The organism is Dechloromonas sp. TW-R-39-2, assembly GCF_016864195.1.
Classification (GTDB): domain Bacteria; phylum Pseudomonadota; class Gammaproteobacteria; order Burkholderiales; family Rhodocyclaceae; genus Azonexus.
The window spans coordinates 2,951,610-2,976,242 of sequence record NZ_CP045202.1 but is presented as its reverse complement, the minus strand read 5'-3'; the positions used below and the strand labels follow the sequence as shown (position 1 = coordinate 2,976,242).

Genomic DNA, 24,633 nt, shown 5'->3' with positions numbered 1-24,633 from the left:
GATCGACTGGCTGGTGCGGCAAATGAGCGCCGCGCTGAATACCGTTCTGGGGGCAACGGGCTTTGTCGGCTCTAGTCTGGTCAAGCATTTTCAACTGCAGGAAGAGTCGGTCTGGGCGCCGGTGCGGGGCGATGCGGCGATCTTCGAGCGTCCGCTCGGTGATGTTTATTACTGCATCGGAATGACCTCGGATTTTCGCGAGCGCCCGTTCGAGACGGTCGAGGCCCATGTCTCTTATCTCGCCAGTATCTTGAGCCAAGCCCGCTTCGAGCGCCTGATCTACCTGTCGAGCACCCGTGTTTACGGCGATTACGGCGGCACGGCCGAGGACGCATCGATGATCGTCCAGCCGCGCCCGATGAGCGACCTCTACAACCTGTCCAAACTGCTGGGGGAAAGCCTGTGTTTCAATGCCCGGCGTCCCGGCGTCAAGGTGGTCCGGATGTCGAATGTCTATGGCCCGGATTTCAGTTCGCGCAACTTTTTGGCCAGCCTGATCCTGGAAGGCCTTGAGCGTGGTGCCATCGAGCTGGGCACGGCGGCTGATTCGGGCAAGGATTACATCCACGTGGCCGATGTGGTGCCGATGCTGGTCGCCATGTTGCGCGACGGGAAACACGATCTCTACAATCTGGCGAGCGGCTGCAATGTGGCCAACGGCCCATTGGTTGAGGCCATCGCCGGTGTGCTGAATGTGCCTTGGTCGGTTCGTCCGGGCGCGCTGGTTTTTGACTTTCCGGCGATCGATGTGCGTCGCCTGCACGCTGAATTCCCCTTTAATCCGCGTTCGGCTCTGGATGATGTTCCCGAGCTGTGCGCCCTTTATGCCGAGTCCCTGCAATGAGTGATCTGAAACTGGCGGAATACATCCTGCAACACGTCAAGGCGGGAGGGCGGATCATTGAGGCGCTCAACCGGATCAGCCCGATGATGGCCGGAGGGGAACGTTACGATACGGCAGTCGTTGGCCCATTTGCCATGCCTTGGAAGCATGATGCGATGTTCAGCATGATCTACGCCCAGGCTAATGCCATTGAACGCGGAGCCTGGGGCGGCTTCAGTGTTGAGCCACGGGCTTATATTCTGTTGAAAATGGCCGAACTGGCCTTGCAATGTCCGGCCGGTGATTTCGTCGAATGCGGCGTGTTTCGCGGCGGCACAGCTTTTCTTGCTGCCGACGTGTTCGCCAAGGCCGGCGCACAAGGCCGGTTTCATTTGTTCGATACCTTTGCCGGCGTGCCGGATGCCGATCTGACCAACGAGGAAAAGGCGGCGCGCATCGGTGGCAGTTTCGGTGATGTGTCGGTCGATGAAACCCGTGGAAATCTCGAACGATTTGCCGATTTCGTCGAGTTTCATCCCGGTTTTGTGCCAGATACCTTTGCAGACGCCGGGATTGGCCAGGTGCGCTATGCCCATATCGACATCAATACCGGGCAGGCGACGCTGGCTTGTCTCGAATACCTGGTGCCGCGCTTGGTCGACGGTGCTGTTGTCGTGCTCGACGATTACGGCTGGCCAGCTTATGTCGACTGCAAGCTGGTGACTGACGAGTATTTTTCCGAACAGGGCTTGCCAGGTGTTATTCCGCTACATACCGGACAAGCCATCTATATTCACCGCAGCAACGCCGAACGCTATCTGAATTTTTGATTGATCACGAGGAACGCCATGAACCCGATTGAACAGTTTGAGCAGGAAAAGAAGGAACGTATCGAGAGCTATACCCGCGACCCGGAGTTCAAGGGCTTGTCGCAGGCCTGGATTTCCCAGGCGATGCGCAAATACTGGGTGTACAACTTCACCTGGATGGGCCGTCCGATCATCCAGAACCCGGTCGACATGATTGCCTTGCAGGAAATCGTCTGGAACGTGAAGCCGGACCTGATCATCGAAACCGGCGTGGCGCACGGCGGCTCAGTGATTTACTCGGCCTCGCTGCTTGAACTGGTCGGGCATGGTGAAGTGATCGGTATCGATATCGACATCCGCGACCACAACCGTCCGTTGATTGAAAAACACCAGATGGGCAAGCGCCTGAAACTGATCCAGGGCTCCAGCATCGACCCCGCCGTGGTGGCTCAGGTGCACGAACTGGCCAAGGGCAAGCGCGTTCTGGTCTGCCTCGACTCGAATCACACGCACGAACACGTCATGGCTGAACTGGCCGCTTACGGCCCACTGGTTTCGCCGGGCAGCTACTGCATCGTCTTCGACACCATTGTTGAAGACATGCCGCCGGGCTCCTTCCCGAACCGCCCGTGGGAAGTGGGTGACAACCCGAAAACCGCGGTCATGGAATTCTTGTCGACGCACCCGGAATTTGAAACTGATGCCCACTACGCCGACAAACTGATGACCTCGCTGGTCGGTTGCGGTTATCTACGGCGCAAGGACTGAGTTCGTCGCTGCTACGGTCAACCCGAATTCGGCGGCTAAATCGGCGAGCGTCTGCGTTACGCCATAAAGCTCGCCGAGTTCGCAGCAGCGCTGCTGAACGGCTGGTTTGCCGCCACTTAGTTCGGCAATTAGCAAGGCGTAGCGCAAGCTGGTCGCATTTTCCGGGTTGAGACCGATTGCCTGGTCGATCAGGTTTTTTGCCTGGATCATGTCGCCGATGCATAGCTTCAAGCGACCCAGGCCGAGCAGGGCACCCACATGCATCGGGGCGGGGAGGCATGCTTGGCGGCATAAGGCCAGTGCTGCCGAAAAATCATGTTCGGCGGCAGCTTGATGGCCAAGCGCCTCAAGGAACAGGCCGCGGGTTTCCAGATAATCACGGCTTGGCGTGACCGGGTGCTGTGCCAGAAAACGCAGCGCCTCGTCGGGGGCAGAGAGATACAGCGTCCGCGCCACGCGGGCCAGCAGGTCGCCGGACCAATGATTTCTGGCGAGCGCTTCGGGCGGCAATGTCTGGAGTTGTGCTTCCAGATGCCTGGCGGTTTGCTCCGCCAGTTGGGCTTCAGACCAGTAGTTGGCCAGCTCGAGCAGTTTGAACCCGGAGTAAAGGTCGTCCGGTTGGCGGGCGAGACAGTTTTCCAGAATGAGCCGGTCGCGCTCGCGTTTGTTTTTGCGCTGCATCAGCGTCGGGTGGTAGCCGATATGTTCAACCGGGCTGCCCAGGTGCCGAGTACTCAGGTTTCGCTCGGCCAGCATCGTTGCGACCGGGCTGGCGACACTTTCATGGATGGCATGCTCGAAACGAATGTATCCGTCGCGCCTGAACATGCGCAGCAGGCGCTGTTCCTCGACCTTTCCTTGCTCCCGAAGGTTCTGGATAAGTAGCGTGGCTGCTCCGGCTTGAGCGTCGCGCTCCAGCGTACGGATTTCATCGATCAGCGCGGGGGCCGGGTATTCGTCGGCATCAAGGTAAATGATCCAGTCGCCGGTCGCCAAGGCCAGGCTGGCATTGCGCGCTGCCGAAAAATCATCGATCCAGGGAAAGTCGCTGATTTTTGCGCCGGCCTGTTGCAGGATTTCGCGTGTTTCATCGCTTGATCCGGTATCGGCCACGCAGAGTTCATCCCATAAACCGGCGGTGCTGGCGAGAAAGCGCGGAAGCTGGCAGGCTTCGTCGCGGACAATCATGCAGAGCGAGATCATGATCGGTGCGGGAGTATTGGCCGGTTACACGCTGACGACCCGGTTTTTTCCGGATTTCTTGGCTTCGTACATTGCTTCGTCGGCCCGCTTGATGACGCTGGTCTGGTCGTCATCCGGCGTCATCTGGGTTACGCCGGCGCTGAAGGTGATCAGGACCTTTTCGTTGTCGTGCATGAAAAACTTCCGGGTCAGTTCGCGCTGCAGGCGTGCCAGCGCGTTGGCGGCATCGTCCAGCGGCGTTTCCGGCAAGAGGATGATGAACTCCTCGCCGCCATAGCGGGCAACGGTATCCTGTGGGCGCAAGGTTTCGCGGCAGACGCGGGCCAGGTGAACCAGCGCCTCGTCACCCGCGCTGTGACCGAGGGAGTCGTTGAGCTTCTTGAAATTGTCGATATCGAGCAGACCGACGCACAACAAGGTGTCATGGCGCGTTGCTCGGGCGACTTCCTTGTCGAACATTTCCTCCAGCCCGCGCCGGTTGAGTACCCCGGTCAACTGGTCGTAACGGACCAAATTGCTGGTCGAGGCCAGTTCGCTTTCCAGTTCCTTGATGCGCGCTTCCGATTCCTTGACCTTGGCCTGGGTCGACCGCAGCTCGTCGCGTGAATTGCGTGCGGTGCGCTGGATGACCTGGGTTTCGCGCATGACTTCGCCGAGTACGGTGCCCAGTTCGGAAATATCCTTGGCCGAACTGATCCGTTCGGCACAGCCTTCGATCTTGTCGTGATAGTCGGAGGTCGCATCGGCAAAATCGGCCAGTTGGTCGACGAAACCGGCGAGCATTTTCTGCAGCGAGGATTTGGCTTCCTGCAGGCTGAATTTGAGCTGGCTTTGCTTGTAGATGACCTCTTTCAGGCGTCGCTCGGCATCGTCGAGCGTGCGCTGGGACAGGGGCTGGCCAATGATGTCGCGAACGACTTCGATTTGTCCGTGCAGCCAGTGATCGTCAAGCACCAGTTCGGTGACGTTTTCGACGAGAAGGCGCAGCAGGCTGAGCAGGCTGCGCCGCAGTTCCGCCTGATCTTCGGCCAGCAGTTCCAGCTTGAAGGCGAAGCGCTTGAGGCGGGTCAGGAATTCGCGCAGTTGCTCCGGCGTTGCTGCGCTACGGATGTCACCGGCCAGTATCTTGGCATCGCTGGAGAGCGGCGGTGACTCAAGAAGCTGGGTGGCAATTGCCGTTTCCAGTGTGAAGGCAAACAACTCCCGCAATTCAGGCAGTAAATTGTTGGCCTTGCCCGGTACAAGAGCCACCGCAGCGACAGGCGTTCCTGACGGCTCAGCCAGGGCCGGCACGTCGGCTTCTTCGCCCCGTTCGTTCTCCTTGCCTTCGCCCCAGGATTTCATCAGGTTTTGCAGGCGATTGAACAGGGTTTCCGGATTGGCGCCGGCGCCGGCCAGCACATGCTCCAGTGCTTCACGCTTGCGTGCCGTGGTCAATCCGATGTGCTTGGCATCCCATTGACCGATCAGGTCGCCAATCAATTGCGCCCAGGAAAGCTTCTGCATTTCGGTCAGATTGGCGACGAAATCACCAAGGCTGCTTCGGAAATCATCCCAGTTTTCTTTTTTGACGGCCTCGTCCAGTTGCCGGGCGAGCCGAAGTTGATCCGGCGATGACTTTGGCAGTGCGGCTGCGAGCGTGCGTAACTGCTTTTCAGGAAAAGGCGCACCAACAGGTTTGGTGCCGCTGATTTCGTGATAAATCGTCAGATAATTGTCCGGCGTTGGCGGCGTGCGGCGTGTTGCCAGCAAACGCAGCGTTTCTCGGGCGATTTCAAAGGGATTGGTCAGCGTAGACATGTCGAATCTTGTTTAACAGGCTATAATCCGGCCCCATTGCTTTGGGCCCCCGTAGCATGAAGGTCGTGCAGTTGATTTGTAATCATCAGGTAATGGTTCGATTCCGTTCGGGGGCACCAGCAAAATCAAGCAGTTAGGCCATTCTTCGGAGTGGCTTTTTTGTTTTTCATTGTCCGTTGCTCCTTGGTTGCTCCGGTGGCGATCAACACTATACCGACCACCTGTTAATCAATTCAGCATGATAACTTGGGGTGGAGTAGGGCAGGAAGTATTTGCATGCCACTCCTTCGCAGGGAAGTGCCCGCGTTTTCTGACTATTCGCGGGGCCTGTTTTGTGACCCGGGAATGTATGGTTTGAAATGATCATGCTGAGTGATCCAACGCAATATCCTGTGGATTTTAGTTTTTTTCAATCACATATCACTTCAATGAGAAGGTGATCGTCTGCCGCAAAACATGGCAGATTGGCCAGAGTCAAGCACCTGGCCCTGTACCTAACTCCTAATCACGTTCAAATCAGCGAGTGCCAGACATGGTGTTCGCTGATTTCGTTCGTCCTTTCCATTTACAGGAGTCAGTCAATGAACATTCAATGCCCAAACTGTCACTCTGCTCGTATCACCACCCGCAATCGTGCCCGTAAGACTGCTGGCCTGATCGGTACCGTCGGCGGTTGTGTTGGTGGTGCCACCGGTAGTCTGTCCGGAATCGAAATCGGCATGACCGTCGGCATCGTCGCCGGTCCGCCTGGCATGGTCTTCGGTGGTGTCCTCGGCGCACTCTTTGGCGCCGTGGTTGGCGGCACGGCCGGTGGCCTGTCCGGTGCCCGATTGGGCGAACTCGTCGACCGTCGCATCCTCGACAACTACCGCTGCCTCGCCTGCGGCCACTGCTTTAGCCTCACCGCACCCGAGCCGACCACGTACTGATCGGCTGGTTTGACCTCTGTCGTCTGCAATGGACGGCATCGCAGTTCTCGTCTTTCTCTCCCATTGATTCAACGCCTTCCGTCTCTGCCGTGCACCCGGCGGAGCGGTTGCGCCCATTCATTCCCGAAAGGAAATCTCATGGCACACCTCGTCCAACAAATGGCCTATGTCGGCGCCGAACCCTGGCATGGCCTCGGCAATCGTCTTCCTGCCAAACAACCCATCGAAGTCTGGGCCAAATCCGCAGGCATGGCCTGGACCATCCAGGAATCCGCGGTCCGTTTCATGGCCGATAGCATTGGTAGTCTGGGCAGCATCCATTCTTTCGAAGATCAGAAGGTGCTCTATCGGTCAGATACCAAGGAAGCCCTTTCCGTGGTGTCTCAGCGTTACCAGGTGGTTCAGCCCCGTGAGGTGCTGGAGTTCTATCGCGATCTCACTGACATCTCGGGCTACCAGTTGGAGACGGCTGGTGTGCTGAAAGGTGGCAAGAAGTTCTGGGCACTGGCCAAGACCGGTCAATCTACCGCCTTGAAGGGCAACGATCAGGTGAATGGTTACCTGTTGTTGGCTACGTCATGTGACGGAACACTCGCCACCACGGCAACCCCGACGACCGTTCGTGTCGTCTGCAACAACACCCTGACCATCGCGGTGAACGGCGCCAGCCAGGCGATCAAGGTACCGCATAGCACCCGTTTTGATCCGCAAGCCGTCAAACAGCAACTCGGCATCTGTGTTTCTCAATTCGATGGCTTCATGTACCGCATGAAAACACTGGCCGAGCGCAAAGTGAAATCGCACGAGGCCATGAATTACTTTCTGCGCGTGATGTGTGATGTCCAGCCAGGCAATGTCGAGTCATCTGGTCTGGCCAACGAGCGTGCCTTGAAGCGGGTGCAAGCTCTCTACGACGGACAAGGCAAGGGTGCTGAACTTGATGCAGCCAAGGGCACCGCTTGGGGGCTGCTCAATGCCGTCACCGAGTACGTCGATCACGAACGTCGTGCCCGCAGCACCGAGTACCGCATGGACTCAGCCTGGTTCGGCCAGGGTGCCGTCCTTAAGCAACGCGCTCTCGATACGGCCCTGCAACTCGTCGCCTGATCATCACCTGAATCCACGTTTCACCATTCATCCCTCGCAAATGCCCAGTTCCGCTTATTGGCGGACTGGGCATTTTGCATTTCTGGAAGGAATCAAAGCATGCAACCACACGCCTTACCCAGTGCCAGTCCGATCAACCATCGTCCGGCACTCAAACTGGTCAAGACCAAGGAACTGCCCCGCGAGGATTGGCTGGCCGTTCGCAAGCAAGGCATCGGTAGTTCGGATGCCGCAACAGCGGTTGGCTTGAACCCTTACAAGAGCCAGCTCGAACTGTGGATGGAGAAGACCGGTCGTGATGGCGCGCTGCCCAAGGCCGATCCACACGATGAAGAGAGCCCTACTTACTGGGGCAATATCCTTGAACCAATCGTCGCAGCCCACTACACCAAACGCACCGGCAATCGGGTACGGCGCATCAACGCTGTCCTGCAGCATCCCGATCCGAATCTGCCGTGGATGCTGGCCAACATTGACCGCGAAGTCACCGGTTCCAGCGAGGTACAAATCCTCGAATGCAAGACGGCCGGCATCAATGGGGCAAAGCTCTGGAAGGAAGGCGTACCCGAATACGTTCAACTCCAGGTCATGCACCAGCTCGCCGTCACCGGCAAGCAAGCGGCGGATGTCGCCGTTCTGCTCGGTGGTCAGCATCTCGAAATCCACCGTATCGAACGCGATGAGCGCTTGATTGCCCGCTTGATCGAATTGGAACGGCACTTCTGGCACTACGTCGAGAACGATACGCCGCCACCAGCCGATGGCAGTGAATCCGCCGACCTGGCGCTACGTTGTCTCTATCCGGCAGACGATGGCCAGACACTCGATTTCACAGAGGAGCGCAACCTGTCGGCCGCCTTCGCCGATTGGCTGTCGGTTCGGCAAAGCATTGCCGAGGCCGAGAAGCTGGAGGCACAACTCAAGCAAAGCCTGCAGCAAGCCATGGGCAGTGCCACGAGAGCGAACTTCGAAACCGGCAGCGTCACCTGGAAGAAAGCCAAGGACAGTGTCGTGCTCGATATCTCGGGTCTGCTCAAGGATCACCCTGAGTTCCAACAGCGCTATGCACTGACCAAGCCAGGCAGCCGGCGCTTTCTGGTTGCTTGATTTTCCCTCCAGCCATCACAAGCCAATCAGCCTTTCCGACCTGCCACTCACGCGGTGCAGGCTGAAGGCATTTTTTACAGGAGTCACTGATATGTTGAAAGGTCTCGCCATCACGCCACCTGTCCTTGGAAGAATTTCTATAGGCAAGGTGGTCGAGAAGAATGGCAAGCGTTTGCCCGAGAAGGACGATCAATTCACCATCACCAGCCAGGTTCAGAACAAGGACGGTTGGTTGCCGCACCCGCTCGATGAATCCCTGCGCAAGGAACAGGGCGGCAAGATTCGAAATATCCCGATCCGCTTGTTGTTCAATGATCCCGATCTCAACTTCCGTGCCGAGTACAGCTTGTTTGACCGGACAACCGGGCGGCCACTCTGTGTTGGCGACGGACAGAACTGCAAGCGGCAGACGGAAGAGGGCATCAAATCGTTTCCGTGCCCGTCACCGGATGCCTGTCCGCTGGCGAAGGGCAATGCATGCAAACCCTACGGACGCTTGAATGTTGCGTTGGGTGATGATGATCCGCTTGGGAGCTTTGTCTTCCGGACGACCGGCTTCAACAGTATCCGGACACTAAGTGCGCGACTGCAGTATTTCCAGGCAATCTCGGGAAACAAGCTGTCCTGTTTGGCACTGGAACTGCGCTTGCGTGGCAAGTCGACGCGCCAGAGTATGGGCACGCCGATCTACTACGTGGATATCACCCCACGGTCAGGGCTGTCGACAGAGGAAATGCTGCTGCAGGCCAAGCAATTGGATGAGGCACGCCGGCAGGCTGGGTTTGATCAGGAAGCCTTGGATCAAGTAGCCAAGCTGGGTCTGGGAAATGGGGCGTTTGAAGAGGGAGAGGAAGACGGAGGCGCAGTAGTGGAGGAGTTCTTCTCTTCTACTCCGGATGCCAATCCTTCGGCAGCTTCTACAATTCCAGATACGCCAATGAACAAGACGCTGGGGCAGAAACTAGAGGCTAAGGCTCTGGCGGTGTTGGGATAGGCAGGAGTTGTTTTGCAGCCTCAAGCAGTGACGTCCGCTGATTTGCTTCCAATTGCCCCCAAGCTGCAATCAATTCTGCAAGCTCGTCCTCTGGTGTGAAAAAGAACGGAATGGGAACACCTGTTGCGTTTGCCAGATGCTCGACCGTTAGCAAATCAGGTAGGTGCTTGCCCTTTTCATACTGATTCATGCGCGGACTAGCACTGAATTGATCAATGCCTGCTTTGATCCCCAGCGCCTTTTGCGAGAGGCCGCTTTTCTGACGGGCTTCTCGCAAACGTCGTGCGAAATACGTCGATTGATTCATGAATCCCAAGGCCCAGATTTGACCTAAGAGATTCTTAGTTTCTTAATTGACACGATACTAAGGAATACTTAGCATCGCTTTGCCTATGTCAGCAGAGTAAGTGCTGCATCACGTTTGCTCATCGCGCAAAAACTTAAAGGAACTCTGATGAACAACCCATCACCTCTCGAAACCCTCGCGAGTTATGCCATCACGTTCGTTGCCGGCGCTCTGACCACGGTTTGTGTGGCGGCTTACGGCAAATGGATGAAGCAGCAGGGCCGTGTCACTGGTCCGGTCGTTTCCCCGTAATCAGTAATCGGCGAGTTACTCGTCACATACCAAAAGGACCATGCATGTCGATTGATATTCAGAAATTTACCGCCGACGAACTCACCCTGGAAAAGCTCGACACGCTGGCCATGCGCCACGAGTCGTTCCAGGTCGTCGCCGTTTCCAACATCAGCGCTGTCGTTGAAAAAATCGAAGGGCGACTGGAAAAACAGGATCTCAAATGCCGTGTCTATTCCGAATACCGCTCTGCGGCGATGGCGGCGACTTTCAGTCCGGCTGCCGTGGTCGGGCTGGGGGCGGCGGTCGGTATCGGGTTGCACAACCTCGCTACCTTCAATCCTGACTACGAGATTGCCAAAAACAAGTTGGCCGGCACGGTCACCGTCAAATACGTGAAGTGAAACGATTCGGTATCGGCCGTGTATGGCCGATAGTGGATCACATAACCAAAATGCTTAAGGGAGAGAAATGAGAACACCGACTACCTGCGCCCTCCTGGCGCTCGCCTGCCTGCCGCTGTCCGGTCTGGCCCAAACCTATGTTGGCATCGGTGCAGGGAAGGCCGACTACAGCGATTTCACCCTGCGCGACATGGAATGGGATTCCCTCAATGTCACGCAACAGAAAGACAAACCTACGGCTGTCGGCCTCTATGTCGGTGAACGCCTCAATGACTACCTGGCCGTCGAGCTGGGCTACATGAACTTGGGTACCCGCAAGATCAGCGGCTATGTCACTGGCGGTGGCAGCACCGCCAGTGTCGACGGCAAGACCCGTCTCGAAGGCCTGGGTCTCTCCGTTCTCGGTAGCTATCGCATCGGCAGCTTTGCACCCTATGTTCGCCTCGGTCTGATGTATGGGCATCAGGACCGGAAGGCAAACAAGAACGATCCGGGCTTGTTGTTCCAGAATCCGAACAACGAATCCAGTACCACGGATGTGGTCCGGCCGATCTACGGCCTCGGTCTTGAGTACCAAGTCACCGAAGCTGTGGCTGTCCGTCTCGACCATACCGTGATCTACCACGCCAGCGTCGACACCATCAACAACATCGACAATGGCACCATTCGTCGGGATGCCTCGATTACTACCTTGGGATTGCTCTACAGCTTCGGCGCTAAACCGAACCAGACGGATTGGGGGAGTAGCAAATGGTCGATGGGCTTGGCCGGTGGTTGGTCGAAAACTTCGGCTCGCATGAGCGGCGGAGGTTACAACGGCAATGTCTGGAATCTACAGACCCATACTGTCAATGCCCAGGTGGCCGGCGGCATGTCGGACGACAAGACCGATACGGCCTATCGCCTGTCGCTCTTCCGGAACGAGGGAAGCATCGAGTACGAGGTGTATCTGGCCACGCTGGGTGAGTTCCAGTCACGCAGTGCCAACGATGGCATCACCGGTGGTGGGAATGCCCTGACTGGCGCAACGACAAGGACGGCGAATGCTCTGGGGGCTAACGTCGGCTATCGCTTCGAACCGATCAAATCCCTGACCATCCAGCCGAAGCTGGGTCTGGCGGCGGTGCACACGCGGGATGAAATCTACAACAGCCTGGATTTCGCAGGTGTCGGTGGTTCAGCACAGAGTTCAGTGGTGAAGAAGATGGTGCTCTCCCCAACGGCGGGGCTGGTTATTGGCTATCAGCTGACCAAGGCTATCGAGGCTCGGCTTGGCTATGAGCATTACTTCCTGTCCGGCAGCGATGCGGCGCTAGGAAAAGGCAATATCGGGATGGTCATGGCAGGGGTACGGGTCGGCTTGTAGGAGGATCAACGTACTGCATAGAGAGAAGGGGCTGCGGCCCCTTCGTCCTTTTGCAGTTATTTTTTTTGGGGTTTTTTGAGGCTTGCCGGGCAGAGACTCGGCCGAAGCCATCACTTGGGGAAGGGCAAAATGTCGTCCGCAATCCCACTCTATGTTGCCGTTAATACGCTGTCACTGGTAACCGAGTATCTAACAGCGATGAGGTGATTCATTCGTTCGGCAAGCGGTCATCTATAGCTACACGCGCTAGATAGCCGCTCTCTACAGGCACTCTCCCAGGACTATCTCACCGAGCACTTGTTCGAGATGGATGGGGCCGACAAGGGTTACCTAGTGGAGTAAGGCCTCACTCGTAGTCTGGCGCGCATCGGTACTAGGAAACATGGTGTTTGCTCTCTTCCTTTCGTGTATATCCAGATCACACCTATTGGTTCAATTAGAGAAATTGAGGAGGAGACACCGGTCTTGCTTATTCATGCAGGTCCGTAGAGGGGGGTAACGCCATTCCGTGTACCCCTGGAATGTGATTTCCCATCGGCTCCGCGCTTATGCCCGATTGCGACAAGCCTTCAAGAATCCCGCAAGTCGAGGCTCGACGGTCATCAGGACAACGACTGCGCAGCTCAAGAAGCTGTTTTTCCAGCGCTTGGAGTTCACCGATGCGACGGACGACATGCCCGATGTGTTCATCCAGCAAGCGGTTGACCTCGCCGCAGTTTTCCTCCGGTGATTCCTTGAAGCGCAATAGCGTCCGAATCTCGTCGAGTGTCATGTCCAAGCTACGACAGTGCCGAATGAAGGTCAGTCGCTCCTGGTGCATTACACCGTAGATGCGGTAATTTCCCTCGCTCCGCCCTGGTTTCGGCAACAGTCCTTTCCGCTCGTAGTAGCGGATCGTTTCGACATTACTTCCTGCTAAACGCGCCAGTTCGCCGATTTTCATTTCTGTCTCCCTGGTTCGCTCATCACGTCCGGCCAGGCTGCAAAGCGATGATGGCCATGCCACCGAGACATACGGCACTGCCCAGCAAATCCCAACGGGTCAGGGGAATTCCATCGACCTGCCATAGCCACAACAAGGCGAGCGCAACATAGACACCGCCATAAGCTGCGTAGATGCGACCGGCGGCGCCCGGATGTAATGTAAGCAGCCAGGCAAACAGAGCCAGTGACACGGCTGCCGGGATCAGAAGCCAACGCTGGTGACCCTGCGTCAGCACCAGCCAGGGCAAATAGCAGCCGATGATTTCGGCCAGCGCGGTGACGACGAAGAGCCCCAATATCTTCAGGAACTCCAACATACTTTTCTCCTTGAACATTTTCATTGTAGCCGCTTGACCTTGTAGCGACTCAAGGGTTTTTAATGGCATCAACGAATAGGAGATTGCCATGCCCACCCATGCCGAGAAGCACCGATCCAATGAGCCTGAGCGTTGCGCGTGTTCAGGTGGCGGTGTGACGGATACGACCTCCATACAGGATGTGCCGCGTGTCGCTGTACCTAACTCCTCAGGGAATTCGAGCGTTTTTCGGATTCCCGCCATGGACTGCCCGAACGAAGAAAACGATATCCGCAAGGTGCTGACAGGCATTGAGGGGATTCGGTCACTACGCTTCGAACTGGCGTCCCGGACCCTGACCATCGATGGCGAGCAGTCTGCCCAGGAAAGTGCGTTACAGGTCATCCGCCACCTTGGTTTTGAAGTGCTGCCCATCGAGCATGAACAGATGGCTGAAACCCCATCAGGTCTCGGCGAGATCAGTAAGGCATTGATCGCCCTGGCATTGGCCATCGGGGCCGAGGTTTTGGATTTCTTCGCACCCGACACCTTGCCGTTCAAGGGGCTGGGTATGGCGTTGGCAGCAGCTGCCATCGCTTTCTCTGGATTCTCCACCTATCGCAAGGGACTGGCCGCATTGCGGCGCGGCCAGTTGAACATGAATGCCCTGATGGGCGTCGCCGTGACCGGTGCCTTCCTGATCGGCCAATGGCCGGAGGCCGCCATGGTCATGGCGCTTTACGCCATCGCCGAACTAATCGAGGCACGGTCCGTCGATCGGGCACGCAACGCCATCAAGGGGCTCCTCGCCTTAGCCCCGGAAACCGCCGAGATTCGCCAAGGCGATGGTGGCTGGCTGGAGACGCCGGCCGACAAGGTTGCCATTGGTGCACTCGCCCGGGTGAAACCTGGCGCCCGCATCCCGCTGGATGGGCGAGTAACCGCCGGCAGCAGTGCGGTCAACCAGGCGCCGGTCACCGGCGAGAGCATTCCTGTCGACAAGACGACTGGCGATCCTGTTTTCGCCGGCACCATCAACGAGACCGGCATGCTGGAATTCGAGGTGACGGCTGCCGCCAACAACACGACCCTGGCTCGCATCATCCATGCCGTCGAGGCAGCCCAAGGCACGCGGGCTCCAACCCAGCGTTTCGTTGATCGCTTTGCCGCCATTTATACGCCGGCCATTTTTGCAATTGCCGTGGCCGTGGCAATTGGCGGCCCCTGGCTGTTCGACTGGATGTGGACACAGGCGCTCTACAAGGCACTGGTTCTCCTGGTAATTGCCTGTCCCTGCGCGCTAGTTATCGCTACGCCGGTTACAGTTGTCAGCGGACTGGCCGCAGCCGCTCGGCGCGGCATCCTGATCAAAGGCGGCGTCTATCTGGAAGAAGCTCGCAAACTGCGCGTCATTGCTCTCGACAAGACCGGCACCATCACGGAAGGCAAGCCTCGCCTGGTAGCCACAGAGGTGCTGTCCCCCTCCGATCCAGAAGCAAAGGTGCTTTCCTGGGCCGCCAGCCTAGCCGGCCATTCGGACCACCCCGTTTCGAAAGCAATTGCCAAGGGACTGAATCTCCCGGAAAACGGTCTCACCGACTTCACCGCGCTTCCGGGTCGCGGCATTGAAGCCCGCCTAGATGGACATACCTTGATACTGGGCAACCATCGGTTGATTGAAGATCGCGGATTGTGCAGCCCCGAGATCGAGGCGCGTCTTGCCGTTCATGAAAATCAAGGGCGAACCGCCACTCTGCTGGCTACCGAGGATCGGGTACTGGCCATATTCGCGGTGGCTGACACCATCAAGGAAAGCTCGCGGGAAGCAATTAGCGATCTGCATCGCCTTGGTGTCACGTCGGTCATGCTCACCGGCGACAACGTCGCAACCGCAACCAGTATTGCCCGCCAGGCAGGGATCGACGATGCACGAGGCAATTTGCTGCCGGAAGACAAGCTGGCTGCAATCGAGGAATTGCAGGGGCGTCATGGCCCGACAGCCATGACCGGTGATGGCATCAACGATGCGCCCGCCTTGGCACGCGCTGATATCGGTGTCGCCATGGGGGCTGCCGGCACAGATACCGCTATGGAGGCCGCCGATGTTGTCATTATGAACGACGATTTGCGGCGCATTCCTGAGACCATCCGCCTGTCTCGTCGGACGCACGCCGTGCTCTGGCAGAACATCGGACTGGCCTTGGGGATCAAGGTCATATTTCTTGGACTGGCTGTGTTCGGAAATGCCACCATGTGGATGGCGGTATTCGCCGACATGGGGGCCAGTCTGCTGGTTGTCGGAAACGGGCTGCGCATGGTCCGTTCGCGATAGCTGCATCCATATTGGGTGGGGGTAAGCATCGCAAAACGGACAGATGCCTGGGTTAGTCGGATGCGCGCAGCTTCCAGGTTTTCAACCGCCAGAAGTTGCGAAGCGTCAATGGCGGACGATGTTGCCACCAGCACTTCATGTCCTGTCCAATTGCGAACAAACAGGGAATCAAAAATAGCACGTAGATGGATGAACTGATCATGCCGCCGATGGTGGGTGTCGCGATCGGTTTCATGATTTCCATGCCGGGGCCGCTTAAAATCATAACTGGCAGCAGTGACAGGGTGGCGCAGGCGACGGTCATCAATTTGGGGCGCAAGCGAGCGACCGAACCTTCGATCACCGCAGTCATGTAGCTGGTGCCCTCGGTTTTGCGCTTCAGTGCCTGGCGGATGAAAATGATCATGATGATGCCCGTCTGGATGGCGACCGCGAACAATGCGATGTATCCGATGATCACCGCGGTGGTCATTGAATAGCCTAGCCCCCACTGGAGTGCCACGGCACCAACGAAGGCGAACGGGATCGATAACATGATGACAAGGCTGTCGGTTAGTGAGCGGAACGCCAGGACCAGCAAGACAAAAATGATCGCCACGGTCAGCGGTACGATCATCTTGAGTTGGGCATGCGAGCGGGCCACGTTCTGATGATCGCCGGTCCATTCAAGGGTATAGCCTGCCGGCAGCACGAGACGATTGGCGAGCAACTGCTGTGCGCTATCAACGTAGTCGGTGGCGCTGGCATTACCAATGTCGATATAGATGTACCCGGTCTGTGCACCATTTTCGTTGCGCAGCATCTCTGGCATCTTGCGCACCGCCACATCGGCGATCTCTTTCAGGGGCACCGCGTGTTGTCCTGATCCCATCACCGGAGTGTTGCGGATTTTTTCCAGGGTATCGATGTAGTCCGGTGCATATTGCAGGGCGAGCGGGATGGTCAGATTATTCTGGTCTTTAATAGCAACGACGTTATCCCCGCCGATGGCATAGCGCACCGTCAGCATCGCCTCATCGGCGCTCATGCCCAACTGCGCCATGCGCACCGGATCAAGTTGCGTGTCGATAAAATAGCCTGATGAAATGCGTTCAGCGATGACCGATTTTGTCTTCGGGAGCGTCCGCAGCAGATCTTCGATGTCCTGGCCGAGCTTCTCCAGCGTGGCAATGTCGCTGCCTTTGATCTTGATGCCGACCGCCGTTTGAATGCCCGTGTCCTGCATGGCCACGCGGGCACTGATCGGTTGTACCCAGGTATTCACATAACCGGTGACCTTCATCGCCGCGTCCATTTCAGCGACCAGCTTGTCCTTCGTCATCCCCGGGCGCCACTCGTTCTGAGGCTTGAGCGAAATGGTCGTTTCGATCATCGATACCGGTGCCGGGTCAGTCGAGGTATCGGCGCGGCCAAGTTTGCCGAAGACGCGCTTGACCTCGGGGAAGGCAGCGAGTTTCTTGTCCATCTGCTGCAGAATCCAGGCTGCTTCCCGCACCGGCACGCCGGGCAGCGTCGTCGGCATGTACAGCACCGAGCCTTCTTCCATCTGCGGCATGAAATCCGTCCGGAACTGGCTCAGCAACAGCACCGCGCCGACCATGGCCGCCACGCTGCCCGCCAGGAACAGGTAGCGATAGCGGATGACCTTGCCGATAGCGTAACGATAGGCGGGGGCCAACCCCGATTCGGCATGTCCTTCGTGGCCGGAGACTTTGGTGCTCTTCCCAAAAACCCAGTCAATGATGATGGGCAACAGGAAAATGGTCAGCAAGGTGGAAAAGAGCATGGCAAAGGTCTTGCTGTAGGCCAGCGGATCGAACAGCCGGCCTTCCTTCTCGGTCAGGAAGAAGACCGGCAGGAAGGATACGAGAATGATGAGTAGCGAGAACAGCAGGGGCCGCGCCACGTTGGCGATGGAATGGATGATGACGGCTCGCTTTTCCGCTGCGCTGAGCTCGCCATTGGATCGGCGACGCGCTGCCAGTTCTGCCGTGCAGTTCTCGACAATGACGATCGTCGCATCGACCATTTCGCCGATCGCGATGAACAGGCCGGCGAGCGAGAAGAGATTGATCGTCTGGTGAAATCCTGCCAGAGGGATCGAGGTGAAGGCGACGCCCAGCAGCAGGATGACCACCGGCGCAACGGCAGTGCGGGCATTGCGCAAGAAGAGAAGCATTACCGCGATAACGACGACGAGTTCGTACCCCAGCGTGCTCAGGAAGTGCTCGAGCGTCCCCCAGATCAGTGCCGAACGATCGTAGGTGGTGACGAGTTCGACGCCTGGCGGCAGTCCGGCCTGGATTTCCTTCCGCTTCTGGTCGAGGGCGTGAGTGACTTCCAGCACGTTGTGCTTCTGCTCCATGATGACGATGCCGCCCACCACTTCGCCCTTGCCGTCGAGCTCGGCCACCCCGCGGCGCTGGTCGTAGCCGACCTGGATATAACCGATGTCTTTCAGGCGAACCGGCTTGCCGTCCGGTCGATAGCCGACGACCATCAGTTCGAGCTGGTCGATGTTGTCGTAGCTGACAATGCCGCGAATCTGGTAGTCGCGATTGGTCACTTCGATCGTGCGTCCGCCCGCTTGCTGAAAAGCGTTCTGGAGGGAGGTCACGATTTGCTTGAGTGACAGGCCTGACTCAGCCAGTAGCGGCGGAAAAACCTTGAACTGGTATTGTTTCTCAAGACCGCCGACCGATGCCACCTCGGCGACACCGGGCACGGTCTGCAGGCCCGGCTTGATCTGGTTCTCGTGCAGCAAACGGAGGTCACGGAGATCCAGTGTGGCGCTGGTATCAACCACTGCGTATTGATAAATCCAGCCCATGCTGCTGGCGTTCGGCCCGAGGGTTACCGTGGCATCGACGGGCAGTTGTGGGCGGATGGCATTCAGCCGGTCGGCGACGACTTTCTGGACGGCCGGGCGCTGCGACTCGCCCTTAAGGATGATGTAGATGAAGGAGTACCCCATGTGTGAGGTACTGCGGATTGATTGAATGCCCGGGGTGCCGGCCAAGGACTTGATGATCGGGGTGCTGACCTGGGACTCCAGCAATTGCGGACTGCGTGCCCACTTGGCATAGAGGACGATTTGCGGATCGGACATGTCGGGAGTCGCATCCAGCGGCGCCGTCAGGATGGCATAGGCGCTCAGCAGCACGGCGGCGAGTACCGTCAGCAAGACCGCGGCCTTGCGCCGGATGACGCTTTCAATGATGGTGAAGTTCATTGCTGGGTCCGATGGTTGTACAAATGCCTTGCCGCGGCATTTTCAGTTTGTCTTCGGCATTGACGAAAAAACTGCCGATCGAAACGACGCGGTCTCCTTCAAATAGCCCCTGCTTGACCTCCGTATACTGTTCCCCTTGGATGCCTGTCTGGATCACGCGTGGCGCATAGATGCCACTCCCTGCCGGTTGCATTTCGATGTAAGCGAGTTGATTGCCGCCTTCTTCAATGATCGAGACGTTGGGAATCGACAGATACGGCCCGCGCTCAACAACGATCTCCATCAGATAGCGCGTGCCGGGTGTGTGTCCTCGGTCAGCCAAGGTCGATAGCACCAGAGGGCCGCCAGCCTGTGGGGCGACCTTGATGACCTTGCCCTGATGCATTTGCGTTCGGGCATTGGCTGCAAAGTTGCGTGTTCGCTGCCCAATCTGCACACCTTCTGCCTCGGATGCACGCAGTTGCGCCGAGATGCTTTGACCATCCTGAGCGATCGTTCCCACTGTGCGTATCCAGGTCTGAACGGGGCGCATGGCTGCCTCAGTCAAGGTCAGCGTGAGATCACTGGCTTGCGCTCCGGTCACCTTGATGCCATCAGCCTGCGTCCGCATGCGTTCACGGAGGTCCGCGCCTTGCGCGAGGGGCGGTAACAGACACCAGAATGCGGCACTCACAAAAACAAAACGACGCATGGCTATTCTCTCTTTCAGGAAGCTGGATCAGCTATTTCTGGCTTGATGGTTTCCCACAGTTGGCAACTGCGGGAAACCATTCAGGTCAATGGCAATAATTGTCTTTGCTATCCATGATGTGTGTTCCCCATGGATACAGGCCGACATTGGGAATCCGCTCGACTGCTTCCGTCTTGCCGTCAATGATGTAGATGGAGTGGTCGGTGGATGCCGCCAGATAGATCTTCTCGTCGGCCAAGTCGGTGGTCGCTGTTTCCAACTGAATGTTGGTGCCGATCTTGATCCGGCCTGCGGGCTTCAAGGTTTTCATGTTGTAGACATAGACAAAGCCGGTAGTCGAGCTGATGACGAAAGCCTTGCCCGCGGCAAAGTTGACGCCGGTCATGTCCGGTCCCGCCGGCAGGGTGGCGGCCACTTCGTTTCTCTGGAGATCGATGATCGATATGGTCTCATCGCCGTTATTGACGGTAATGGCGTACTTGCCGTCATGCCCCATGTAAATACGCCACGGGTTTTGACCGACGCGGATGACTTTGACCACCTTGTCTTCACGCGTGTCGATCACGCCTACCACGCCCAGGTCGCCATCGGCGGCATAGATGTAGCGATTGTCGAGACTCATGGCGGGCATGGAGATGCCCTTGATCTCCTTCAGGTACTTGCCCGGATCGAGGCGCGAAATGCCGGGTACGTTGGCAATCTGGATTTTCTTGAGCAACTGGTGGCGTGTGACGTCAATGACGCCAACCCAGTGCGCCCCGTAGTTGCCGACGTAGGCCTTGGAGCCGTCGTGCGTGAAGGTAATGTTGAGCGGCTCGGCCAGCCCTTCAATGGTTTTGATCACGCTGAGCGACGCCATGTCGATCACGGTAATCGAATCGCCCTCCGGATTTCCCTGGTAGTAATAGCGGCCATCCGGGGAGAACGAGAAGTGCTCGGGAGAGATTCCCACCGGAATCTTTTTGACCAGTTCCAGCGTACGGGCATCGATGACGTAGGCGGTGTTGGCGCGGGTACCGCCGGTGACAACGTAGCGGCCGTCAGGCGACATCATCGCCATGTGCGGGTTAACGTTGTTGCCGAGGAAGGTTCGGCCCAGGATTTTGCGGCTCTTGAGATCCATGAATGCAATATCGTTGGAGTCGCGATCGACAATCATCATGGCCGATGCTGGGTCGCTGATAATCACTTTTGAAGAGGATGAAGGGGCCGGCATCGACATGCCGGGCGTGTGTTTCATCTGTGCCATTGATGATGAAACTGTCATCAGGCTGGCAGCAGCCAGGAGCACACCCATAACCTGATTTAGCTTTGATTTCGACATTTTTTGTTCTCCTTGCATTTCCGTTAGAAGCTGACCTTCATGCGAACACCCGGAATCAGATAGCTTTCCTTCGTCTTCGATTCCATGACGTACTGCAGCAGGAATGAGAGGGAGAGGTGATCTGCCAGACGAAGGTTGTAGAACCCTTCGGCCAGTTTTTCCGTGTTGCCGTTGTACAGGTCGGTTTGTGCGTAGCCGACGCCCCACATGTCGAGCGGATTGAAGGTGTAGGGGGCCTGGAAGGCCAGGCCGCCGCTGTAGAACTTCATCGTTCCGCCAACACTGCCGACATAGCCGCTGCCGTAACGCCCGAACAAGGTCACAGCCGAGGTCAGCTTCTGGTCGAAGCTGACGCCGGCACCGGTCTTGTTGCTGCCGGTGCTGTTGTCTTGCCGTCCCCAGAGTCGATAACGGCCTTCAGGCAAGGAAAGCGGCCGAGCGATATATTCCACCTCCGCCAGCGAGTAAAGCGAGGTGGATAGACTGGTCGCTTCAGTGCTGCTTTGCTGCATACCCAGCTTGAAATTGATGTTGCTCTTCGGGTCGTAGATTGCGGCGAAGCCAAGGCCGTTCGTTGTCAAACCGAGGACCGGGTTATTGACCAGCGCGTCGCTGATGAAGCGCTCCGTTTCATCGTTGGCCACGACGTTACGATCGAAATAGTTGGTCAGATCAAGACGACCGACACTCAACCCCAATTTTTGATTGAGCAATTCGGTTCTGATCCACGCTTCACGTAGATTTAGCTGGTTGTTGCTGAGGCGAGCCGCTTGGCTGTTGAGCAAATTGATGGCCGAAATTTCCTGGTCAGGAGCGGAGCCGCCGATGCCGACGACGTCGGCAAAGAACTCGGTATTCAGTGCGGCCGATTTTGCCCGGAAGGTCACATCGGCCGCTGATAGTCCATAGGTATGACGATTGGCCCGTGATGACGGTCCTCCTGTCTGCAAGGCCATTTGTGCTGTGGTGACATTGCTGACGCCCAGTTCGATGCTGCCTTTCTTTTCGGCCGCCAGTGCCTCTTCGATTTCCTCGCGTATGGTTTGCCGCCGATAGACGCGCTCCCTTTGATAGGTCAGCGTCGGGGTTGCGCCCGCGACGGGGTGATCGTATTGATTGCCATCGGCATCGACGTAGACCTGAATCTGCTTTACTGCCGTTTTGGGTTCGGAGAGAACGGTGGTGGTTTCTACCGTGGCCAGTCGTGCTTCCATTTCATTCAGACGTGCTACGACCACTTTATTGCCGGCGACGGGTTCAGTCGGCTGAGTGTTTTTGCTCGGTTGGCCTTGTTGAGACAATATGAGTTGCTGCATCTCGCCGAGTTGTTTTTCGAGCGTTTCGATGCGTTGAAGCAGTGCTTTGCGCCCAGAGCCGGTTTTGCCGGACGTTGGTTGGGTTGTTATTTCTGCGGCGTAGGAGTGCAGTGCTGAAAGCAACGCAGCCGCAATGACGGTGCGTTTGAGGTGGTGATGCATGATGGCCCCTTGTTCCGGCGAGCGTCCCCGCAGCCGGTCATCGACGAAGGTGGAGACGGAACGGGGAAAAGCAGGGGCAATAGGAATCGCGCCGGCCGTTGCATCCCCGCAACGCTTCCGCTGATTGTCCGTGGCCGGTCTCCGGGCTCAGGAGTTTTGAACCATCGCCTTCCCAGGATAGAACCCAGTGGCCTTGAGATGATTCCGCACTTCCCTACCGTTGCGGGGGCAGCACAGGCATTTGACCTGTTTCCCGTTTCACCCGCTGCCAAAAAGGCAAGCAGGCACCGCGAACAATTTTCGATTGTATCAGCTAGGCAAAGCTTAAGCTAAATCCAGCAAAGCGACTATATATGCCATTGCTGCATTGGGGCAGGCTTCACCCAGAAGTCAACAACACACCAATTTCGATTTCATCGCTCCCCGATATTGCGAATGCCTCCCCGTCATGCATCCGCGCAATCGCGCTAACGATGGCGAGGCCCAGTCCGTGATTTTGGTGGCCGTGGCTACGTGACGTGTCTACGCGGTAAAAACGATTGAAGATATGAGGCAGGCTTTCATCAGGAATCGGTTTGCCTCGGTTGATCACCGAGAGTTTAAGTCGTCCATCTGTTTTCGGCGTTATCCGGATCACGATTGCACTCCCGTGATCGGCATATCGAGCTGCATTATTCAGTAAATTGGACAGTACGCGCCGTAGCAGTGCAGCATCGAACAGGCCGGAAGCGTCACCTTCAATCGACAACTGAAGGTCGGACTCAATCAGCACGGCTTCATAGTAGTCAGCCACCTCAGTGCAGAGTTGGGCGAGGCTTTGAATGGGTTTCCGCCGGGCTTTTGCACCCCGGTCGGCTTGCGACAGGAACAGCATGTCATTCACTATGCCCGACAGCCTGTGCATTTCTTCGAGATTCGCACCGATGCAATCACGCAGATTTTCATCCTTGTCGTTGCTACGCAAAGCCAATTCACTGCTAGCGATGATACTCGCCAACGGCGTTCTCAATTCGTGCGCTACATCGGCATTGAATCCTTCGAGCTGCTGGTAGGCTTTTTCCAGTCGGTTTAGCAAATCGTTGAACTGATCGACAAGCACTTGTAGCTCGGCGGGAATCCCCTCAGTTTCCAACCGTTTGTCGAGGGAAAGTATTGCGAGACAGCGCGTTTGCTCAGCCAGTGTCCGAATGGGGGCCAGTCCAAAATAAACGAGCAGGTAACCGCCCACGGTGATCGCAGCACTGCCGATCAATGCAGCCCCCCAGAGAATGGCTGCGAGGCGATCCAGAATAGCCTCGTCCGGCGCGGTGTCGAGCGCCAGTTCGGCAACGGCAAAATTTGTCCTCGGAGCTCCGTCGGGAAGTGCAAGCGAGTGAAAGCGCGCTTTTAACGGCCACGCACTTGGCGTCGAAATGAAACGAGCCTCACCCAATCTATCGAGCAACTTGAGATGCAAGTCCCGATTGATCTTCAGAAGATCTTCCAGGTCATGTTCCAGTGTTTCCGGTTGCAGGTGTGCCGGCGTTTCTTCAAACAGGTGCTGAATTGCCGTACTGAGCTTTTCAAGGCGTAGATCCTGTTGTGACTCAAGATTGATTTTGACCGAGAAAAATACTCCGAGACACAAACATCCAAGGACACCCAAACTTAGTGAGGCGAGCCAGCGTACAAGGCGACCACTCAGCGTCGGGTTAATCTGTTTGCCAAGTTTCATTCGCGCATTTCGAGGACATAACCCATGCCTCGTACGGTGTGCAGTAGTTGGAGCTCGAAGGGTGTATCCATTTTGGCGCGAAGTCGCTTGATCGAAACTTCGACTACATTGGTGTTGCTGTCGAAATTCATATCCCAAACCTGCTCGGCAATCTCGGTACGCGATAGCACCTCGCCTTGTTTCCTCAGAAACAGAGAAAGCAGCAAGAACTCCTTGGCACTCAGGTCGATACGCTGACCATTCCTGGAGACCTTACGGCGAGCCAGATCCATTTCAAGATCGTGCAATGCCAGACGGTTCGACGTGCTTTCCGGTTGATGCTGCGCCGAGCGGCGCAGCAGTCCCTGGATTCGAGCGATCAGCTCCGAAAAGGCAAACGGCTTGACCAGATAGTCGTCGGCGCCCGTCTGCAAACCGTTGACCCGGTCTTCCACTTTACCCAGCGCGGTCAACATCAAGACCGGCGTTTGTTTTTTGGTACGCAAGGCAGCCAGCAAGGCAAGTCCGTCCATGCCGGGCAGCATGGAGTCGAGGATGATGGCCGCGTAATCGAACTCCAGACTCATGTGGAGCCCGGTTACACCGTCATGGGCAAGGTCAACGACAAAGCCTGCAGAACCCAATCCCTTTTGCAGGTATTGGGCAAGCTTTTGCTCATCTTCGACAACCAGTAGCTTCATCTCGTCCCGAATCGA

23 protein-coding genes, 1 tRNA gene and 1 riboswitch are annotated in these 24,633 nt (G+C 57.0%); of the genes, 13 read left to right on the top strand and 11 right to left on the bottom strand.

Features of this window, described 5'->3' with window-relative positions; all coding sequences use genetic code 11:
* The first annotated feature begins 22 nt into the window (after window positions 1–22).
* The 3 genes from GBK02_RS14375 to GBK02_RS14365 are packed head-to-tail and all read left to right on the top strand — an operon-like array spanning window position 23 to window position 2,400.
* Complete coding sequence (locus GBK02_RS14375) at window positions 23–844, top strand: NAD(P)-dependent oxidoreductase (protein WP_203467299.1); 822 nt, start codon at window positions 23–25, stop codon at window positions 842–844.
* Window positions 841–1,653 carry a TylF/MycF/NovP-related O-methyltransferase gene (locus GBK02_RS14370; protein WP_203467298.1) on the top strand — a complete coding sequence of 271 codons (813 nt, stop codon included), beginning with the start codon at window positions 841–843 and terminating at the stop codon, window positions 1,651–1,653. Before GBK02_RS14375 ends, GBK02_RS14370 begins: the two co-directional genes overlap by 4 nt.
* An 18-nt stretch (window positions 1,654–1,671) precedes the next feature.
* The gene (locus tag GBK02_RS14365; RefSeq protein WP_203467297.1) at window positions 1,672–2,400 is read left to right on the top strand and encodes a cephalosporin hydroxylase family protein; all 729 of its coding nucleotides are present in this window, start codon (window positions 1,672–1,674) and stop codon (window positions 2,398–2,400) included.
* Here the strand turns inward: GBK02_RS14365 and GBK02_RS14360 are convergent.
* Together GBK02_RS14360 and GBK02_RS14355 are read right to left on the bottom strand one after the other, a co-directional pair.
* Entirely contained in the window at window positions 2,383–3,603 is a 1,221-nt protein-coding gene (locus GBK02_RS14360) for a glycosyltransferase family 2 protein (protein ID WP_203467296.1), read from the bottom strand. The two genes, GBK02_RS14365 and GBK02_RS14360, sit on opposite strands and share 18 nt — an antisense overlap.
* Before the next feature lie 24 nt (window positions 3,604–3,627).
* Window positions 3,628–5,403 carry a diguanylate cyclase gene (locus tag GBK02_RS14355; protein ID WP_203467295.1) on the bottom strand — a complete coding sequence of 592 codons (1,776 nt, stop codon included), beginning with the start codon at window positions 5,401–5,403 and terminating at the stop codon, window positions 3,628–3,630.
* 45 nt (window positions 5,404–5,448) lie between these two features.
* On the opposite strand from GBK02_RS14355, the gene GBK02_RS14350 reads away from it, so the two are divergent.
* The 5 genes from GBK02_RS14350 (at window position 5,449) to GBK02_RS14330 (ending at window position 9,540) form a co-directional block, all read left to right on the top strand.
* Window positions 5,449–5,522: transfer RNA gene (locus GBK02_RS14350), tRNA-Thr, on the top strand.
* 462 nt (window positions 5,523–5,984) lie between these two features.
* A complete protein-coding gene (locus tag GBK02_RS14345) occupies window positions 5,985–6,332 on the top strand; it encodes a hypothetical protein (protein WP_203467294.1) in 348 nt (115 codons plus the stop codon).
* Between the two features lie 138 nt (window positions 6,333–6,470).
* Window positions 6,471–7,439 carry a DUF932 domain-containing protein gene (locus GBK02_RS14340; RefSeq protein WP_203467293.1) on the top strand — a complete coding sequence of 323 codons (969 nt, stop codon included), beginning with the start codon at window positions 6,471–6,473 and terminating at the stop codon, window positions 7,437–7,439.
* Window positions 7,440–7,538: 99 nt separating this feature from the next.
* Window positions 7,539–8,546: a YqaJ viral recombinase family protein gene (locus tag GBK02_RS14335; RefSeq protein WP_203467292.1), complete on the top strand. Its 1,008-nt coding sequence runs from the start codon at window positions 7,539–7,541 to the stop codon at window positions 8,544–8,546.
* A gap of 91 nt (window positions 8,547–8,637) precedes the next feature.
* Window positions 8,638–9,540, top strand: a complete 903-nt coding sequence (locus GBK02_RS14330; RefSeq protein WP_203467291.1) for a hydrolase or metal-binding protein — start codon at window positions 8,638–8,640, stop codon at window positions 9,538–9,540.
* Here the strand turns inward: GBK02_RS14330 and GBK02_RS14325 are convergent.
* On the bottom strand, window positions 9,515–9,847 hold the full coding sequence (locus tag GBK02_RS14325) for a helix-turn-helix domain-containing protein (protein ID WP_084019515.1): 333 nt from the start codon (window positions 9,845–9,847) through the stop codon (window positions 9,515–9,517). The genes GBK02_RS14330 and GBK02_RS14325 overlap by 26 nt on opposite strands.
* 147 nt (window positions 9,848–9,994) lie before the next feature.
* On the opposite strand from GBK02_RS14325, the gene GBK02_RS14320 reads away from it, so the two are divergent.
* The 3 genes from GBK02_RS14320 (at window position 9,995) to GBK02_RS14310 (ending at window position 11,887) form a co-directional block, all read left to right on the top strand.
* Window positions 9,995–10,138 carry a hypothetical protein gene (locus GBK02_RS14320; protein WP_203467290.1) on the top strand — a complete coding sequence of 48 codons (144 nt, stop codon included), beginning with the start codon at window positions 9,995–9,997 and terminating at the stop codon, window positions 10,136–10,138.
* Between the two features lie 44 nt (window positions 10,139–10,182).
* Window positions 10,183–10,521 carry a hypothetical protein gene (locus tag GBK02_RS14315; RefSeq protein ID WP_051452893.1) on the top strand — a complete coding sequence of 113 codons (339 nt, stop codon included), beginning with the start codon at window positions 10,183–10,185 and terminating at the stop codon, window positions 10,519–10,521.
* Between the two features lie 67 nt (window positions 10,522–10,588).
* Window positions 10,589–11,887, top strand: coding sequence for an outer membrane beta-barrel protein (locus GBK02_RS14310; protein WP_203467289.1), 1,299 nt, complete (start codon window positions 10,589–10,591; stop codon window positions 11,885–11,887).
* A 469-nt stretch (window positions 11,888–12,356) separates the two neighbouring features.
* On the opposite strand, the gene cadR is transcribed toward GBK02_RS14310, so the two are convergent.
* Entirely contained in the window at window positions 12,357–12,830 is a 474-nt protein-coding gene (gene cadR / locus GBK02_RS14305) for a Cd(II)/Pb(II)-responsive transcriptional regulator (protein WP_203467288.1), read from the bottom strand.
* Window positions 12,831–12,852: 22 nt separating this feature from the next.
* A complete protein-coding gene (locus GBK02_RS14300) occupies window positions 12,853–13,185 on the bottom strand; it encodes a YnfA family protein (RefSeq protein WP_371810518.1) in 333 nt (110 codons plus the stop codon).
* 91 nt (window positions 13,186–13,276) lie between these two features.
* Between GBK02_RS14300 and GBK02_RS14295 the strand changes: the two genes are divergently transcribed.
* Window positions 13,277–15,499, top strand: coding sequence for a cation-translocating P-type ATPase (locus GBK02_RS14295; protein ID WP_203467286.1), 2,223 nt, complete (start codon window positions 13,277–13,279; stop codon window positions 15,497–15,499).
* A 52-nt stretch (window positions 15,500–15,551) separates the two neighbouring features.
* Here GBK02_RS14295 and GBK02_RS14290 read toward each other — a convergent pair whose 3' ends face one another.
* From GBK02_RS14290 to GBK02_RS14280, 3 genes are all read right to left on the bottom strand, one after another.
* The gene (locus GBK02_RS14290) at window positions 15,552–18,731 is read right to left on the bottom strand and encodes an efflux RND transporter permease subunit (RefSeq protein WP_203467285.1); all 3,180 of its coding nucleotides are present in this window, start codon (window positions 18,729–18,731) and stop codon (window positions 15,552–15,554) included.
* Window positions 18,712–19,422 (bottom strand): hypothetical protein, encoded by a 711-nt coding sequence (locus tag GBK02_RS14285; RefSeq protein ID WP_203467284.1) that lies wholly within the window; start codon window positions 19,420–19,422, stop codon window positions 18,712–18,714. Before GBK02_RS14285 ends, GBK02_RS14290 begins: the two co-directional genes overlap by 20 nt.
* 85 nt (window positions 19,423–19,507) lie before the next feature.
* Complete coding sequence (locus tag GBK02_RS14280; protein WP_203467283.1) at window positions 19,508–20,584, bottom strand: beta-propeller fold lactonase family protein; 1,077 nt, start codon at window positions 20,582–20,584, stop codon at window positions 19,508–19,510.
* Here GBK02_RS14280 and GBK02_RS14275 point away from each other — a divergent pair.
* Window positions 20,583–20,726: a hypothetical protein gene (locus GBK02_RS14275; RefSeq protein ID WP_203467282.1), complete on the top strand. Its 144-nt coding sequence runs from the start codon at window positions 20,583–20,585 to the stop codon at window positions 20,724–20,726. The two genes, GBK02_RS14280 and GBK02_RS14275, sit on opposite strands and share 2 nt — an antisense overlap.
* A gap of 43 nt (window positions 20,727–20,769) precedes the next feature.
* Here GBK02_RS14275 and GBK02_RS14270 read toward each other — a convergent pair whose 3' ends face one another.
* From GBK02_RS14270 to GBK02_RS14260, 3 genes are all read right to left on the bottom strand, one after another.
* On the bottom strand, window positions 20,770–22,224 hold the full coding sequence (locus GBK02_RS14270) for a carbohydrate porin (RefSeq protein WP_203467281.1): 1,455 nt from the start codon (window positions 22,222–22,224) through the stop codon (window positions 20,770–20,772).
* A 114-nt stretch (window positions 22,225–22,338) separates the two neighbouring features.
* A riboswitch (cobalamin riboswitch) is annotated at window positions 22,339–22,531 on the bottom strand.
* Between the two features lie 72 nt (window positions 22,532–22,603).
* On the bottom strand, window positions 22,604–23,938 hold the full coding sequence (locus tag GBK02_RS14265) for a heavy metal sensor histidine kinase (RefSeq protein WP_203467280.1): 1,335 nt from the start codon (window positions 23,936–23,938) through the stop codon (window positions 22,604–22,606).
* A complete protein-coding gene (locus GBK02_RS14260) occupies window positions 23,935–24,618 on the bottom strand; it encodes a heavy metal response regulator transcription factor (protein ID WP_203467279.1) in 684 nt (227 codons plus the stop codon). The genes GBK02_RS14265 and GBK02_RS14260 overlap by 4 nt, the downstream gene beginning before the upstream one ends.
* Window positions 24,619–24,633 lie beyond the last annotated feature (15 nt).